This is a genomic window from Pseudomonas sp. WSY_20 (assembly GCF_043104335.1).
GTDB classification, from domain to species: Bacteria; Pseudomonadota; Gammaproteobacteria; order Pseudomonadales; family Pseudomonadaceae; genus Aquipseudomonas; species Aquipseudomonas parafulva_B.
In genome coordinates, this window is the sequence record NZ_JBICKP010000082.1 from 120,624 (window position 1) to 135,471 (window position 14,848).

The 14,848-nt window shown below is 62.7% G+C and carries 12 protein-coding genes; 8 read left to right on the forward strand and 4 right to left on the reverse strand.

Annotation, left to right across the window (positions count from 1 at the left end):
* The first annotated feature begins 2 nt into the window (after positions 1 to 2).
* The 4 genes from ACF8E5_RS19855 to lpxC all read left to right on the forward strand — a co-directional run bounded on the left by ACF8E5_RS19855 (position 3) and on the right by lpxC (position 4,422).
* Entirely contained in the window at positions 3 to 872 is an 870-nt protein-coding gene (locus ACF8E5_RS19855; protein WP_058606148.1) for a cell division protein FtsQ/DivIB, read from the forward strand.
* A gap of 14 nt (positions 873 to 886) precedes the next feature.
* Positions 887 to 2,146: a cell division protein FtsA gene (gene ftsA, locus ACF8E5_RS19860; protein ID WP_023534383.1), complete on the forward strand. Its 1,260-nt coding sequence runs from the start codon at positions 887 to 889 to the stop codon at positions 2,144 to 2,146.
* Positions 2,147 to 2,201: 55 nt separating this feature from the next.
* On the forward strand, positions 2,202 to 3,398 hold the full coding sequence (gene ftsZ, locus ACF8E5_RS19865) for a cell division protein FtsZ (protein ID WP_058606149.1): 1,197 nt from the start codon (positions 2,202 to 2,204) through the stop codon (positions 3,396 to 3,398).
* Positions 3,399 to 3,510: 112 nt separating this feature from the next.
* On the forward strand, positions 3,511 to 4,422 hold the full coding sequence (lpxC, locus tag ACF8E5_RS19870; RefSeq protein WP_023534425.1) for a UDP-3-O-acyl-N-acetylglucosamine deacetylase: 912 nt from the start codon (positions 3,511 to 3,513) through the stop codon (positions 4,420 to 4,422).
* A gap of 172 nt (positions 4,423 to 4,594) precedes the next feature.
* On the opposite strand, the gene ACF8E5_RS19875 is transcribed toward lpxC, so the two are convergent.
* Positions 4,595 to 5,050 carry a DUF721 domain-containing protein gene (locus ACF8E5_RS19875; RefSeq protein WP_058637158.1) on the reverse strand — a complete coding sequence of 152 codons (456 nt, stop codon included), beginning with the start codon at positions 5,048 to 5,050 and terminating at the stop codon, positions 4,595 to 4,597.
* Positions 5,051 to 5,402: 352 nt separating this feature from the next.
* Between ACF8E5_RS19875 and secA the strand changes: the two genes are divergently transcribed.
* From secA to ACF8E5_RS19890, 3 genes are all read left to right on the forward strand, one after another.
* Positions 5,403 to 8,138, forward strand: coding sequence for a preprotein translocase subunit SecA (secA, locus tag ACF8E5_RS19880; RefSeq protein ID WP_058637157.1), 2,736 nt, complete (start codon positions 5,403 to 5,405; stop codon positions 8,136 to 8,138).
* Between the two features lie 209 nt (positions 8,139 to 8,347).
* Positions 8,348 to 9,565 carry a bifunctional glutamate N-acetyltransferase/amino-acid acetyltransferase ArgJ gene (gene argJ / locus ACF8E5_RS19885; RefSeq protein WP_196135094.1) on the forward strand — a complete coding sequence of 406 codons (1,218 nt, stop codon included), beginning with the start codon at positions 8,348 to 8,350 and terminating at the stop codon, positions 9,563 to 9,565.
* A gap of 105 nt (positions 9,566 to 9,670) precedes the next feature.
* Positions 9,671 to 10,615, forward strand: coding sequence for a Nudix family hydrolase (locus ACF8E5_RS19890; RefSeq protein ID WP_058637156.1), 945 nt, complete (start codon positions 9,671 to 9,673; stop codon positions 10,613 to 10,615).
* A gap of 30 nt (positions 10,616 to 10,645) precedes the next feature.
* On the opposite strand, the gene ACF8E5_RS19895 is transcribed toward ACF8E5_RS19890, so the two are convergent.
* From ACF8E5_RS19895 to ACF8E5_RS19905, 3 genes are read right to left on the reverse strand one after another with little or no spacing between them, the layout of a single operon-like run.
* Entirely contained in the window at positions 10,646 to 11,212 is a 567-nt protein-coding gene (locus tag ACF8E5_RS19895) for a cob(I)yrinic acid a,c-diamide adenosyltransferase (protein WP_100850934.1), read from the reverse strand.
* 1 nt (position 11,213) lies between these two features.
* Positions 11,214 to 13,244 (reverse strand): ATP-binding protein, encoded by a 2,031-nt coding sequence (locus ACF8E5_RS19900; protein ID WP_058637154.1) that lies wholly within the window; start codon positions 13,242 to 13,244, stop codon positions 11,214 to 11,216.
* A gap of 36 nt (positions 13,245 to 13,280) precedes the next feature.
* Complete coding sequence (locus ACF8E5_RS19905; RefSeq protein WP_392475701.1) at positions 13,281 to 14,198, reverse strand: putative 2-dehydropantoate 2-reductase; 918 nt, start codon at positions 14,196 to 14,198, stop codon at positions 13,281 to 13,283.
* 99 nt (positions 14,199 to 14,297) lie between these two features.
* Here ACF8E5_RS19905 and ACF8E5_RS19910 point away from each other — a divergent pair, with 99 nt between their 5' ends.
* Entirely contained in the window at positions 14,298 to 14,783 is a 486-nt protein-coding gene (locus tag ACF8E5_RS19910; protein WP_058603288.1) for a YajQ family cyclic di-GMP-binding protein, read from the forward strand.
* Positions 14,784 to 14,848: the final 65 nt, after the last annotated feature.

Genomic DNA, 14,848 nt, shown 5'->3' on the forward strand with positions numbered 1-14,848 from the left:
TCATGCAGGGCGCAATGGTACGTCAGCAGCAACCCGTTACCGGCCGCAGCAAGCCGGTGCCGCGTGGTGCCAGCCGGCTGGTGGCCGACGAGCCCGTATCGGCGCGCCTGCCGCGTCCAAGCCTGGGCGGCCTCAAGCGCCTGCTGTGGCCGGTGCTGCTGGTAGCCGCAGGCTTCGGCGCCTACGAGGGTGCCATACGGCTCATGCCGTATGCCGACCGGCCGATCACCAAGATCGACGTGCAGGGCGACCTGACCTACATCAGCCAGCAGTCGGTGCAGCAGCGCATCGCACCCTATGTGGCCGCAAGCTTCTTCACCGTCGACCTGCCGGCGATGCGCAAGGAGCTCGAGCAGATGCCCTGGATCGCCCATGCAGAAGTGCGCCGGGTATGGCCGGATGAAGTAGTGATTCGCCTCGAGGAACAACTGCCGGTGGCGCGCTGGGGTGATGCGGCCTTGCTCAACAATCAGGGCCAGGCCTTTACACCGCGCGAACTGGCCAACTACGAGCACCTGCCACAACTGGCCGGCCCCCAGCGGGCCCAGCAGCAGGTCATGCAGCAGTATCAGATATTGAGCCAGATGCTGCGCCCCTTAGGCTTCTCCATCGCGCGCCTGGAGCTGCGCGAGCGAGGCAGCTGGTTCCTGACCACCGGCGCGAGCAGCGCAGCGCCAGGTATCGAGCTGCTGCTGGGGCGCGACCATCTGGTCGAGAAGATGCGCCGTTTCATTGCCATTTACGACAAGACGCTTAAAGAGCAGATCGCCAATATCGCCCGCATTGATCTGCGATATGCCAACGGGCTTGCCGTTGGCTGGCGGGAACCGATTGCACCGACGACGGCCCAACCCGCCGTTGCGAAGAATTAGAGAGAGGCAGGACCATGGCAAACGCGCATAGCGGCAAAATGATCGTCGGGCTGGACATCGGTACCTCCAAGGTAGTGGCCTTGGTAGGTGAGGTGGGCGAAGACGGCACGCTGGAAATCGTCGGGATCGGCACTCACCCGTCCCGCGGCCTGAAAAAAGGCGTGGTGGTGAACATCGAGTCCACCGTGCAATCGATCCAGCGCGCCGTCGAAGAAGCACAGCTGATGGCGGGTTGCCGCATCCACTCGGCCTTCGTGGGTGTCGCTGGTAATCACATCCGCAGCCTGAACTCCCATGGCATCGTCGCCATTCGCGATCGCGAAGTCAGCCTGGCCGACCTTGAGCGTGTGCTCGATGCGGCCCAGGCGGTGGCCATTCCGGCGGACCAGCGGGTGCTGCACACGCTGCCGCAGGACTATGTGATCGATAACCAGGAAGGGGTGCGCGAACCGCTCGGCATGTCGGGCGTGCGCCTGGAAGCCAAGGTTCACGTGGTGACCTGCGCCGTCAATGCCGCGCAGAACATCGAGAAGTGCGTACGCCGCTGCGGCCTTGAAATCGACGACATCATTCTCGAGCAACTGGCATCGGCCTATTCGGTACTGACCGACGACGAAAAAGAGCTGGGCGTGTGCCTGGTTGACATCGGCGGCGGCACCACCGACATCGCGATCTTCACCGAAGGCGCGATTCGCCACACCGCGGTCATCCCGATTGCCGGGGACCAGGTGACCAATGACATTGCCATGGCCCTGCGTACGCCCACACAGTATGCCGAGGAAATCAAGATTCGGTACGCCTGCGCCCTGGCCAAGCTGGCAGGTGCGGGTGAAACCATCAAGGTGCCAAGCGTTGGCGACCGTCCTCCGCGCGAACTGTCGCGTCAGGCATTGGCCGAAGTGGTCGAGCCGCGTTACGACGAACTCTTCACCCTGATCCAGGCTGAACTTCGTCGCAGCGGTTACGAGGACCTGGTACCTGCCGGCATCGTCCTGACCGGCGGCACCGCCAAGATGGAAGGCGCAGTCGAGCTGGCCGAGGAAATTTTCCACATGCCGGTACGCCTGGGCGTGCCGCACAGCGTGCGCGGCCTGAGCGACGTGGTACGCAACCCGATTTATTCCACCGGTGTGGGCTTGCTTACCTACGGGCTGCACAAGCAGACCGAAGACCTGCCCTTGACCGGCAACAGCAGCAGCAACAACAGCTATGGCGATGAACCGAAGGCCCCAGTGCTTGAGCGCTTCAAGCGGTGGGTACAAGGCAACTTCTAAGTTTCAAAGCAGTAGTGGTAGGCGCGACAACTAGAGAACTGTAAGGAGAGGGAAAATGTTCGAGCTCGTAGACAACGTCCCGCAAAGCCCGGTCATCAAGGTGATCGGCGTCGGTGGTGGTGGTGGTAACGCCGTCAATCACATGGTCAAGAGCAGCATCGAGGGCGTGGAGTTCATCTGCGCCAACACCGATGCCCAGGCGCTCAAGAACATTGGTGCGCGCACCATCCTGCAACTGGGCACTGGCGTGACCAAGGGCCTGGGTGCTGGCGCCAATCCGGAAGTCGGTCGTCAGGCCGCGCTGGAAGACCGTGAGCGCATCGCCGAAGTGCTGCAAGGCACCAACATGGTGTTCATCACCACAGGCATGGGCGGCGGTACCGGTACCGGTGCAGCGCCGATCATCGCCGAAGTGGCCAAGGAAATGGGCATCCTCACCGTTGCAGTGGTGACCCGTCCGTTCCCGTTCGAAGGTCGCAAGCGCATGCAGATCGCCGATGAAGGCATCCGCATGCTGGCCGAAAGCGTCGACTCGCTGATCACCATCCCCAACGAGAAGCTGCTGACCATCCTGGGCAAGGACGCAAGCCTGCTGTCCGCGTTCGCCAAGGCCGATGACGTATTGGCCGGAGCCGTTCGCGGTATCTCCGACATCATCAAGCGCCCGGGCATGATCAACGTCGACTTTGCCGACGTGCGTACCGTGATGGGTGAAATGGGCATGGCCATGATGGGTACTGGCTGCGCCAGCGGCCCGAACCGCGCTCGCGAGGCGACCGAGGCGGCGATCCGCAACCCGCTGCTCGAAGACGTCAACCTGCAGGGCGCCCGTGGCATCCTGGTCAACATCACCGCAGGTCCGGACCTGTCCCTGGGTGAGTACTCCGACGTGGGTAGCATCATCGAGGCGTTCGCCTCCGACCATGCCATGGTCAAGGTCGGTACCGTGATCGACCCGGACATGCGCGACGAGCTGCATGTCACCGTCGTGGCCACCGGTCTGGGTGCGCGCATCGAGAAGCCGGTCAAGGTGGTGGATAACACCCTGCAGACTGCCCAGCAGGTCTACGAGGCATCCAACCCTGCCCCTGCGCGTCAGGAGCAGCCAGCGGTCAACTACCGTGATCTGGAGCGCCCAACCGTCATGCGCAATCAAGCGCACGCGGGTGCGGCAGCTGCGGCCAAGCTGAACCCTCAGGATGACCTGGATTATCTCGATATTCCGGCCTTCCTGCGTCGTCAGGCTGATTAATGAAATTTATCAGGGCTATGAAGGTGATTGGTATTCATCAAAGGTTGGGTCTGGTATTATCGCCAGCCTTTGTTGATAACTGTTCGCAATTTGCGCTGAAGCGGCCAATGCCATGATTAAACAACGCACCCTGAAGAATACCATCCGTGCCACAGGTGTCGGCCTGCACTCTGGGGAGAAGGTCTACCTGACCCTCAAGCCTGCGCCTGTTGACACCGGCATCGTCTTCCGCCGCGCCGACCTTGACCCTGTGGTCGAGATCCCGGCGCGTGCGGCCAATGTCGGCGAGACAACCATGTCCACGACGCTGGTCAACGGTGACGTCAAGGTCGATACGGTCGAGCATCTGCTCTCCGCCATGGCGGGCCTGGGCATCGATAACGCCTACGTCGAGCTCTCCGCCTCGGAAGTACCGATCATGGATGGCAGCGCCGGACCTTTCGTATTCCTGATTCAGTCTGCCGGCCTGGAAGAACAGGACGCAGCCAAGAAGTTCATCCGCATCCTGCGTGAGGTGACAGTGCAAGAGGGTGACAAGCGCGCCACCTTCCTGCCTTTCGAAGGGTTCAAGGTGAGCTTCGAGATCGACTTCGATCACCCGGTGCTTCGCAACCGGACCCAGAGCGCAAGCGTCGACTTCTCCAGCACCTCGTTCGTGAAGGAAGTCAGCCGCGCCCGCACCTTTGGCTTCATGCGTGACATCGAATACCTGCGCAAGCACAACCTTGCGCTGGGCGGCAGTGTGGAAAACGCCATCGTGGTCGACGAGGAAGGCGTGTTGAACGAAGACGGTCTTCGCTACGAAGACGAGTTCGTCAAACACAAGATTCTCGATGCCATTGGCGACCTGTACCTGCTGGGCAACAGCCTGATTGGCGAGTTCAAGGGCTTCAAGTCCGGCCACGCGCTGAACAACCAGCTGTTGCGCAAGCTGATTGCCGAAACCGATGCCTGGGAAGTGGTCACTTTCGAAGATGCCAGCACGGCGCCGATCTCGTATATGCGTCCTGTCGCGGCTGTGTAAGCTCGAACACTCTCTAGTTCATTGAGGCCACCTTCGGGTGGCCTTTTTTATGGGCGGCTTCGTGCAGCAATTGCCAGGACGTTAGTGGGCAGTGCGCCTGACCAAGCTTCGCAGTCCTTCTGCCTGCTGTCTTGGGCATCGTCTGGCCTGCTCCGCACGCCAGAACTGGCGCTCAGTCCTTGGCCTGCGCATGCGCCGCCAGGCGCTCCAGTGCAGCCCGCAGTTTCGCGTCAGTGATGCCTTCGGCCGTCTGCAGCAGGCTCTGGGCTGCGCTGTTGGACAACTCGGCCGCATGCCCGCCGCGCTTGGCGGGCACCAGGGGTGGCTGCACCTTGAAAAGAATACGCCTGAGGTTGCCGAACGCATCGGTTGCCTGCAATGCCGCCATCAGGCGCTTTTGCTGGTAACGCAGGCGCGTGGCCCAGTGTCCGTCGGTGACCACAAGCAGCAGGGTACCGTCGCGCCATGACGCCACGTGGCAGTGCTCGCGTGCAGCCGGTTGCAGCTGGCCTTCGACCAGGCGTTGCAGGTGCTCCAGGCGCTCGGCCTGGTTGAGCAGCAGGCGCAGCGGGCGAACCTGGCGCAGTAGCGCCGATGGCGGCTGGGCGGGGGAGGGTTTGTAGGCCATGGGTGTACGCATGAGGTTACAAGTTGGGCAGTCTAACACTTCAGCGTCAGTCCCGATCACCTGGCGGTTGAGCCCACTGGCCAAGCGCAGGGCTCGACGTACAGGCGCCAGGCCCTGCAAGGTACCCGGCACAGGCGAGTGTTGAACGCTTTCATCTTTCCAGGTCTTGAACTCAGGGGAAATGCCCCTATCTAAGACACGCCCCTGTAAAAGCGCCGTGCCAGCATCGTGGAATCCACCACTTTCATCACCATCGTTTCCGGGTAGAATGCTCGTTCGCATGCGGCCTTAGGGCTGCACGGGCGACTCATGGGGCCGCCCTCCATCCCTACGTGTGGAAGATCCTGCCAATATGTTTGCGCCTTTGTTAAAGAAACTTTTTGGAAGCAAGAACGAGCGTGAAGTCAAACGCATGCTCAAGACGGTGAGTATCGTCAATGCCTTCGAAGAGAAGATGGTGGCCCTCTCCGACGAGCAGCTGCGTGGCAAGACTGCCGAGTTCAAGGAGCGTTTGGCCAAAGGCGAAACACTGGACCAACTCCTGCCCGAAGCCTTCGCCGTCGCCCGTGAGGCCGGCAAGCGCGTGATGGGCATGCGTCATTTCGACGTTCAGCTCATTGGCGGCATGACCCTGCACGAGGGCATGATCGCGGAGATGCGCACCGGTGAGGGCAAGACCCTGGTCGGTACCTTGGCCGTCTACCTCAATGCATTGTCCGGCAAGGGCGTGCACGTGGTCACCGTCAACGACTACCTTGCTCGTCGTGACGCCAACTGGATGCGCCCGCTGTACGAGTTCCTCGGCCTGTCGGTCGGTATCGTCTCAGCGTTCCAGCCGCCCGAAGAAAAGCGCGCAGCCTACGCTGCCGACATCACGTACGGTACCAACAACGAATTCGGCTTCGACTACCTGCGCGACAACATGGCGTTCAGCCAGGACGAGAAGTTCCAGCGTGAACTGAACTTCGCCGTGATCGACGAAGTGGACTCGATCCTCATCGACGAAGCCCGTACGCCGCTGATCATTTCCGGCCAGGCCGAGGACAGCTCCAAGCTGTACATCGAGATCAACCGCCTGATCCCACGCCTGACCCAGCACATCGAGGAAGTCGAAGGCCAGGTCACCCAGGAAGGCCACTTCACCATCGACGAGAAGACCCGCCAGGTCGAGCTCAACGAAGCCGGTCACCAGTTCATCGAGGAAATGCTCACCCAGGTCGGTCTGCTGGCTGAGGGCGAGAGCCTGTACTCGGCGCACAACCTGGGCCTGCTGACGCACGTCTATGCCGGTCTGCGCGCGCACAAGCTGTTCCATCGCAACGTCGAATACATCGTGCAGGACGGCCAGGTGCTGCTGATCGACGAGCACACCGGGCGTACCATGCCGGGTCGCCGTCTGTCCGAAGGCCTGCACCAGGCTATCGAGGCAAAGGAAAACCTCAACATCCAGGCCGAGAGCCAGACCCTGGCTTCCACCACGTTCCAGAACTACTTCCGTCTGTACTCGAAACTGTCGGGCATGACCGGCACCGCCGATACCGAGGCTTTCGAGTTCGCCCAGATCTACGCCCTGAACGTGATGGTCATTCCGCCGAACAAGCCCCTGGCGCGCAAGGACCACAACGACCTGGTGTACCTGACAGCCGAAGAGAAGTACGCCGCGATCATCGCCGACATCAAGGAAACCCTGAAGCAGGGTCGGCCGGTGCTGGTGGGTACGGCGACCATCGAAACCTCCGAGCACATGTCCAACCTGCTGCACAAGGAAGGCATCGAACACAAGGTACTGAACGCCAAGTACCACGAGAAGGAAGCCGAGATCATCGCCCAGGCCGGCGCGCCAGGCGCGCTGACCATTGCCACCAACATGGCCGGTCGTGGTACCGACATCCTGTTGGGCGGTAACTGGGAAGCTGAAGTGGCCGCACTGGAAAACCCTACGGACGAGCAGATCGCGCACATCAAGGCCGACTGGCAGAAGCGTCACCAGCAGGTTATCGAGTCCGGTGGCCTGCACGTCATCGCCTCCGAGCGTCACGAATCGCGTCGTATCGACAACCAGCTGCGCGGTCGTTCCGGTCGCCAGGGTGACCCGGGTTCCAGCCGCTTCTACCTCTCGCTCGAAGACAGCCTGATGCGCATCTTCGCCTCTGATCGGGTGAAGAACTTCATGAAGGCGCTGGGCATGCAGTCGGGCGAAGCCATCGAACACCGCATGGTCACCAACGCCATCGAGAAGGCCCAGCGCAAGGTCGAAGGCCGCAACTTCGATATCCGCAAGCAGTTGCTCGAATACGACGACGTGGCCAACGAGCAGCGCAAGGTCATCTACCACATGCGCAACAGCCTGCTGGCCGCAGAGAACGTCGGCGACACCATTGCCGAATTCCGCAAGGAAGTGCTCGATGCCACCATCAGCCAGCACATCCCGCCGCAGTCGCTGCCTGAGCAGTGGGACGTGGCCGGCCTGGAAGCCTCGCTGTCCAGTGACTTTGCCATGAAGTTGCCGATCCAGCAGTGGCTCGACGAAGACGACCACCTCTACGAAGAAACCCTGCGCGAGAAACTGCTGCACGAAATCACCACGGCCTACACCGAGAAAGAGGACCAGGCCGGGATAGAAGCACTGCGCACCTTCGAGAAGCAGATCCTGCTGCGCGTGCTGGACGACCTGTGGAAGGACCACCTGTCGACCATGGACCACCTGCGTCATGGTATCCACCTGCGCGGCTACGCCCAGAAGAACCCGAAGCAGGAGTACAAGCGCGAGTCGTTCACCCTGTTCCAGGAGCTGCTCGAGTCGATCAAGCGCGACGCCATCCGTGTGCTCTCGCACGTTCAGGTTCGCCGTGAGGATCCTGCCGAGGAAGAAGCACGTCTGCGCCGCGACGCCGAAGAGCTGGCCAGCCGCATGCAGTTCGAGCACGCGCCAGCACCTGGTCTTGAAAGCGAGCAGTTGGCCGAGGAGGGTGCTGAGGTAGCCGTAGCCGCCGAGCCTGTGCGCAATGAGCAGAAACTGGGTCGCAACGAGCCGTGCTGGTGTGGTTCGGGCAAGAAGTTCAAGCACTGCCACGGCCAGATCGAGTGATCTGACCGCCGGGCCGTCACAAGGCGCACGGCGTCTTGTGGGCCGCTCAATGCCAAGGGGCTACTGCGCAGCTCATCGCCGGCACGCCACTGCCGGACTGGGTTGCGCCGATTCAAGCCATACGGTGTGCCTGGTTCGGCCGGGCTTGCCAGAGATGGGCCGCACAGCGGCCCTTTTTTTCACCAAACGTATTTTCTAGGAGCGCTCCAATGGCTGTTGGTCTTGGTCCTTTGCCTACGCTGCACCCTGTCCCGGGTTTCGAACTCGGCATTGCCTCTGCCGGCATCAAGCGCCCGGGGCGCAAGGATGTGGTGGTCATGCGCTGCGCCGAGGGTTCGAGTGTGGCCGGTGTGTTCACCCTCAACGCCTTCTGCGCCGCCCCCGTGATCCTGGCCAAGCAGCGGGTACAGGGCACTGTGCGCTACCTGCTGACCAACACTGGCAATGCCAATGCCGGCACGGGCGCCCCCGGCCTGGAAGCTGCACAGCGGACCTGCGCTAAACTCGCCGAGCTTGCCGGTGTGCCTGCCGAATCGGTTTTGCCGTTCTCCACCGGCGTGATTGGTGAGCCACTGCCGGTCGAGAAGATCGAAGGCGCCTTGCAAGCTGCCCTGGATAACTTGTCGGAAAACAACTGGGCTGAAGCGGCCACCGGCATCATGACCACCGACACCTTGCCCAAGGGCGCGAGCCGTCAGTTCCAGCACGACGGCGTGACCGTGACCGTGACCGGTATCAGCAAGGGTGCGGGCATGATCCGCCCGAACATGGCAACCATGCTGGGCTACATCGCCACCGACGCCAAGGTCGCGCCAGGGGTACTCAAGGACTTGATGCTGGACGGGGCCAACAAATCGTTCAACCGCATCACCATCGACGGCGATACCTCGACCAACGACTGCTGCATGCTCATCGCCACCGGTCAGGCCGACCTGCCGGAAGTCACCCAGGCCAGCGGTGCCCTGTTCGACGCCTTGAAAAAGGCAGTCTTCGAGGTTTGCATGGAGGTGGCCCAGGCCATTGTCCGTGACGGTGAAGGGGCGACCAAGTTCGTGACCGTGCAGGTCAACGGCGGTGGCAATCATCAGGAATGCCTGGACGTCGGCTACGCGGTGGCGCACTCGCCGCTGATCAAGACCGCACTGTTCGCCTCCGATCCGAACTGGGGCCGCATCCTTGCAGCGGTTGGACGTGCCGGCGTGCCCGCGCTGGATGTGAGCCTGATCGATGTGTACCTGGATGAGGTGTGCATTGCCAGCCAGGGCGGCCGTAGCCCAAGCTACACCGAAGACCAGGGCGCCCGGGTGATGGCCCAGGAAGAAATCACCATCCGTATCGACCTTGGCCGCGGTCAGTGCAGTGAAACCATCTGGACCACCGACCTTTCTCACGAATACGTGAAGATCAACGCCGAGTACCGCACCTGATGCCGCCGGGGCCGTTCGCGGTCCGATGTTTCAATGCCAAGGGAGCAAAACCATGAGCTTTATGCCAACCCCATCGTCCATGGTCGGCGTGACGGAGCGTGATCGATGAAACGGGTTCACGTCGTTGCAGCCGTGATTCGGGGTATGGACGGGCGGATACTCATCGCCCGTCGCGCCGACACCCAACACCAGGGCGGCCTCTGGGAGTTTCCGGGAGGCAAGGTGGAGCCAGGGGAAAGCGTCGAGGCCGCGCTGGCGCGTGAGCTCGACGAGGAGCTGGGCATCCAGGTAACCCGCTCGCGGCCCTTGATCAAGGTCAGTCACGATTACCCCGACAAACACGTACTGCTTGAGGTACGCGAGGTCGAGGCCTTCACCGGTGAGCCCCATGGCGCCGAGGGACAACCGCTGGCCTGGGTCGCGCCGCGCGAGCTGCCGGACCATGCGTTTCCCGAGGCCAACAAGCCCATCGTCACCGCTGCCCGGCTGCCGGATCAGTACCTGATCACACCGGACGGCCTGGACGTGCCTGACATGCTCAAGGGGATCCAGAAGGCCGTGGCCAACGGCATCCGGCTGATCCAGTTGCGTGCACCGGACATGTACGACCCCAAGTATCGGGATGTGGCGGTGGATGCGGTGGGGTTATGCGCGGGCAAGGCTCAGCTGATGCTCAAGGGACCGCTGGAATGGCTGGGCGACTTCCCGTCGGCAGGCTGGCACCTGACCGCGGCGCAGTTGCGCAAGTATGCCGACAAGGGCAGGCCGTTCCCGGTCCAGCGCTGGCTTGCCGCCTCCTGCCACAACGCCGAGGAGCTAGCCCTGGCCAAACAAATGGGGGTGGACTTCGTCACCCTGTCGCCGGTCCAGCCTACCGAAAGCCATCCACAGGCCGCGCCGCTAGGCTGGGAACAGGCCCAGCGCCTGATTGCCGGGTTCGACCGGCCGGTGTACCTGCTCGGTGGCGTGGGGCCAGAGGCGCGCGAGCAAGCCTGGCTAGCCGGGGCGCAGGGCGTTGCGGGTATCAGGGCGTTCTGGCCGGCTCTTTGACGGCGGGCCAGTACGGCAAGCGCCAAGGCGTCAGCCCTGAGGTTTTTCGGCGGGCTGCCACAGCACTTCAGCGATCCCTTGCCGCCTGCCAATGATGCGGGCGGCAACGAACAGCAGGTCCGATAGGCGGTTGATGTACGCCAGGCCGACACCTTCCAGTGGCTCTACGGTATTGAGGTGCTGGCAGCGTCGCTCGGCGCTGCGTGCCAGGCTGCGGCACACATGCGCCTGGGCGACCAGCGCCGACCCGCTGGGCAGGATGAAATTCTTCAATGGGCCCAGTTCGTCGTTCCACACATCGATGGCCGCCTCCAGCCGCTCCACCTCTGCGGTGGTCAGGGCCTGGTAACTGGGCATGGCCAGCTCCCCACCCAGGTCGAACAGGCGGTGCTGACAGGGCGCCAGCACGCGGCTGACTTCGTCCAGACCTTGTTCATCCAGGCCAGCCAGCAACAAGCCAAGCTGGCTGTTGAGGCTGTCCACCTCACCGATGGCTTCGATGCGTGGATGATCCTTGGGCACTCGCCGGCCATCGCCCAGGCCGGTTTCCCCAGTGTCGCCAGTGCGGGTATAGATCTTGGACAAGCGGTAGCCCATGTCATTGCTCCGTGTTGACCGGCAGCGGCGGATGCGGCTGGCCGAGGGGCAGGCGCAGGGTGAAACAGGTTCCCTGCCCAGGTGTGGAATGCACCTCCATCTGCCCCTTGTGGTTATTGGTGATGATGAAGTACGACACCGAAAGCCCAAGGCCGGTGCCCTGGCCGATTTCCTTGGTCGTGAAGAAAGGCTCGAAGGTGCGCTTGCGCACGGCTTCGGGCATGCCCACGCCATTGTCCTCCACCTGGATTTCTGCCCAGGGTGGCGCAAGCCGTGTGCGCAGGATGATACGGCCTGGCTCGCAAGGTGCCGGGCGCTGGTGAATAGCCTGGGCGGCGTTCTTGAGCAGGTTGAGCAATACCTGCTCCAGTTCGTTGGCGGTGCAGGGCACAGGCCCCAGCGCCGGGTCGAACTGGCGCACGATAGCCTGGCCCTTGAAGTCGAAACCGATGGCCAGGTCGAAGTCGTTGCCTGCTATGTCCACCGCCTGGTCGATCAGGGCAGGCAGGTCACAGGGCGCCAGTTCGCGCGTGCTGCGGCGGCTGAAACTGAGCATGTGGGTGACGATCTTGGCGGCCCTGGCCCCCGCTTGCTGGATGCCATCGAGCAACTGCGGCACTTCGCGGCTTTGCAGGTAGCCGTTGACCGTGGCCAGGTCGATCCCCAGCGCCTGGGCCTGCTCAAGATTGCGCGGTAGGTCGGGTGACAGGCGGCGGCGGATGTTCTGCACGTTGTGCAGGATGGCCCCGAGCGGGTTGTTGATTTCGTGGGCCATGCCGGCTGCCAGGCCTCCGACCGAGAGCATCTTTTCCGACTGCACCATCATCTCTTCGAGCGACAGGCGCTGGGTGATGTCATCGATCCGGATCACCACGCCCCGGCCTCCACCGCCGGTGAGCGGGTAGAAGGTCAATGCGTAATGCCGCGGCTCGTCATCCTTGTGCCAGGTGACACGGTCGATTTTTGCCACCCGGTGCCGCTCCACCGTGTCCTTCAACTGTGGCAAGAAGGGTTTGAGTGGCGCGAAGGCCATGAACACCGGCTGGTTGAGCGCCTCGTTGAGGGTCGTGCCGGATAACGCCGTCGCCTCTTGATTCCACTGGGTCACATACAGCTGCTCATCCAAGGCGATCAGGGCCGAGGGCATGGAGTCGATGATGCTGTTCAGGTAGTTCTGAAAGCCTGTGAGCTTCTTCTCGATTTTGCTGCGCACCTGCACTTCGAGCTCGAGTTTGCGATTGGTATGGCGCGTTTCCTCGGCCAACCCCTGGGCCTGGTCGTAGGCGCTCTGGAACTCGTCCCGGGCACGCTTGAGCTGGTGCTCGCGGGCTTCGATGCGCGAGAGCATGGTATTGAAGGCATTGGCCAGGCTACCGATCTCGTCGTCGTTGCCGCGTTGGGCCCGCAGCGCATAGCTCTCCTCACGGGTGACCTGGCGGCTGAGTTCTTCGAGCTGGTTGATCGGTTGGGTGATCAGGCGTTTGATCTGCCGGGCAATGAAGAGCCACAACAGCACACTGAACACCAGAATGGCCAGGCTTGCACTGAGCGTCCCGGTATAGAAGGCCGTGGGCAGTTCGCTGCTGGCCACCAGCAGCAAGTGCGCCGGCGGGCTACCGGCCCGCGGCAGGCGAATCAACTGCGTGCTGCGAAACTCCATGAATCGCCAGCCTTCTATGTTGCGAAAGCGCTTGGGCAGTGTAAGGGGGTCGCCATGCTGCAACTGGGCGAGCATGCGCCCGTCGCTGCCATACAAGGCGGCGGCGCGCAGCGGCGCATAGCTGTCCAGTTCATCGAGCAACGCCTGGGCCGAGGCGGAATCGTCTGCCGCGCGGGTCGACAGCTCGGGGTTGGAGACCAGCCGCCCGATGGTCTGAAGCGCTTGCGGTGCCATGCTTTCCTGGGTGATCCAGTAGGCGGCGCTGATGAAGGTCAGGTTCGCCACCAGCAAAATGGTCACCAGCAACACGAGCAAAGCTGCCAGCAGCTTCTGCCCGACGGGGAGGTTCTCCAGGCGTTGACGCAGCGTCATGGGCAAGGCGATGTCCGTGTGGGTTCAAGGGCCGCGTCAGTCGCAGGGCAAGCCCCGCGCGCGCAAGTTATCGACCAGGCGTTGGTGCAGGTGTTCCAGATACGGCAGGTGCAGCCCATGTCGGCGGGCTGCCTGGCAGGCATAGCCAAGCAGGTACTGCACTTCGGTGCGCCGCCCGGCCCGTACATCCTGGTACATCGAAGCGTAGTTGCTGGCAGTGGCCAGGATCACCCGTTGTACGTCCTGCTCAAGGTCCTGAGCGGCCTGCGGCTGGCCGCATTGACGCAGCAGGGACTCGAGTTCAAGGCACAGTGCCTGCACCTGATCGAGGTGGCCGAGCAGGCCCCCGTTGCGGCACTGATGCAGCACGGTCAGCGGGTTGATCGCGCAGTTGATGGCCAGCTTGCGCCAGAGCCGGCTGAGGATGTCAGGCGCCCACTGGGCAGGGATACCCGCCGCTTGCAAGTCCTCGAGCCACGGCGGTGGTGCAGGGTTGCTAGGGTCCCCCAGCCAGTTGTACCCCTGCCCGGCGAAGCGCACCTGCCAGTCATGTTCCCGGTAGGCGCCTTCGGTGCTGGAGACGAAGATGCAGCGGGCCTGCGGCACCTGCCTGGCCACCTCGTCCTGGCTACCCAGGCCGTTCTGCAACAACAGCACCTCGGCCCCCGGCACCAGACGGCCGGCAACGCTGGCCACGGCCGGCGCCGCGTCGTAGGCCTTGCAGGCCACCAGCAGACGGTGGATCGGCCCACTACCCTGGGCGGTCTCGGCCGGGATGGCGTAGTGGGCGGTCAGGTCTTGTTCCAGCAAGCCAAGGCTGCCCACTTGCTGGTAGGCCTGCAACCGCGTGCTGTCACGCAAGATCAGGCGCACGGCCTTGCTGGCCCGCGCCAGACGACAAGCCCACAGGCTGCCCAGGCTACCTGCGCCGAGAATGTGCCAGGTGCTGCTCATATGCGTTTCGCAACCGTTATAATGAGCCCGCATTTTAACCGTCAAACCCAGCGCGCTCCATCTTCAGTCCGAGCGCGCTTTTATTTTGGGAGAGTAACCATGCCTTCGTTCGACGTGGTATCGGAACTGGACAAGCACGAAGTGCAGAACGCGGTCGACAATGCCATCAAGGAGCTCGACCGCCGCTACGACCTCAAGGGCAAGGGCAGCTTCGAGTTCAAGGACAAAGAGCAGACCGTCATGCTCACCGCCGAGGAAGAGTTCCAGCTCGAGGCGATGCTCGAAATCCTGCGCCTGGCCCTGGTCAAGCGCAAGATCGACGTCAAGTGCCTGGAGACCAAGGACCCCTATGCGTCCGGCAAGGAGAAAAAGCAGGAGGCCAAGTTCCGCGAGGGCATCGACAAAGACCTGGCGAAAAAGATCGTCGCCACCATCAAGGATGGCAAGCTCAAGGTCCAGGCCGCCATCCAGGGCGAGCAGGTACGGGTTACTGGCAAGAAGCGCGATGATCTGCAGGAAGCCATCGCCTTGCTGCGTACCAAGGAATTCGACATGCCGCTGCAGTTCAACAACTTCCGCGACTGACCCGGGCCGCCGGAACCCCCATGCAGTTGCGGCTGTCCATGGGGGCCTGGCCGCTGAAATGCAGG

Coding starts and splice junctions, on each gene's coding strand:
- ACF8E5_RS19855 (WP_058606148.1), top strand. CDS start 3: ATGCAGGGCGCAATGGTACGTCAGCAGCAACCCGTTACCGGCCGCAGC.
- ftsA (WP_023534383.1), top strand. CDS start 887: ATGGCAAACGCGCATAGCGGCAAAATGATCGTCGGGCTGGACATCGGT.
- ftsZ (WP_058606149.1), top strand. CDS start 2,202: ATGTTCGAGCTCGTAGACAACGTCCCGCAAAGCCCGGTCATCAAGGTG.
- lpxC (WP_023534425.1), top strand. CDS start 3,511: ATGATTAAACAACGCACCCTGAAGAATACCATCCGTGCCACAGGTGTC.
- ACF8E5_RS19875 (WP_058637158.1), bottom strand. CDS start 5,050: ATGGCCTACAAACCCTCCCCCGCCCAGCCGCCATCGGCGCTACTGCGC.
- secA (WP_058637157.1), top strand. CDS start 5,403: ATGTTTGCGCCTTTGTTAAAGAAACTTTTTGGAAGCAAGAACGAGCGT.
- argJ (WP_196135094.1), top strand. CDS start 8,348: ATGGCTGTTGGTCTTGGTCCTTTGCCTACGCTGCACCCTGTCCCGGGT.
- ACF8E5_RS19890 (WP_058637156.1), top strand. CDS start 9,671: ATGAAACGGGTTCACGTCGTTGCAGCCGTGATTCGGGGTATGGACGGG.
- ACF8E5_RS19895 (WP_100850934.1), bottom strand. CDS start 11,212: ATGGGCTACCGCTTGTCCAAGATCTATACCCGCACTGGCGACACTGGG.
- ACF8E5_RS19900 (WP_058637154.1), bottom strand. CDS start 13,244: ATGACGCTGCGTCAACGCCTGGAGAACCTCCCCGTCGGGCAGAAGCTG.
- ACF8E5_RS19905 (WP_392475701.1), bottom strand. CDS start 14,198: ATGAGCAGCACCTGGCACATTCTCGGCGCAGGTAGCCTGGGCAGCCTG.
- ACF8E5_RS19910 (WP_058603288.1), top strand. CDS start 14,298: ATGCCTTCGTTCGACGTGGTATCGGAACTGGACAAGCACGAAGTGCAG.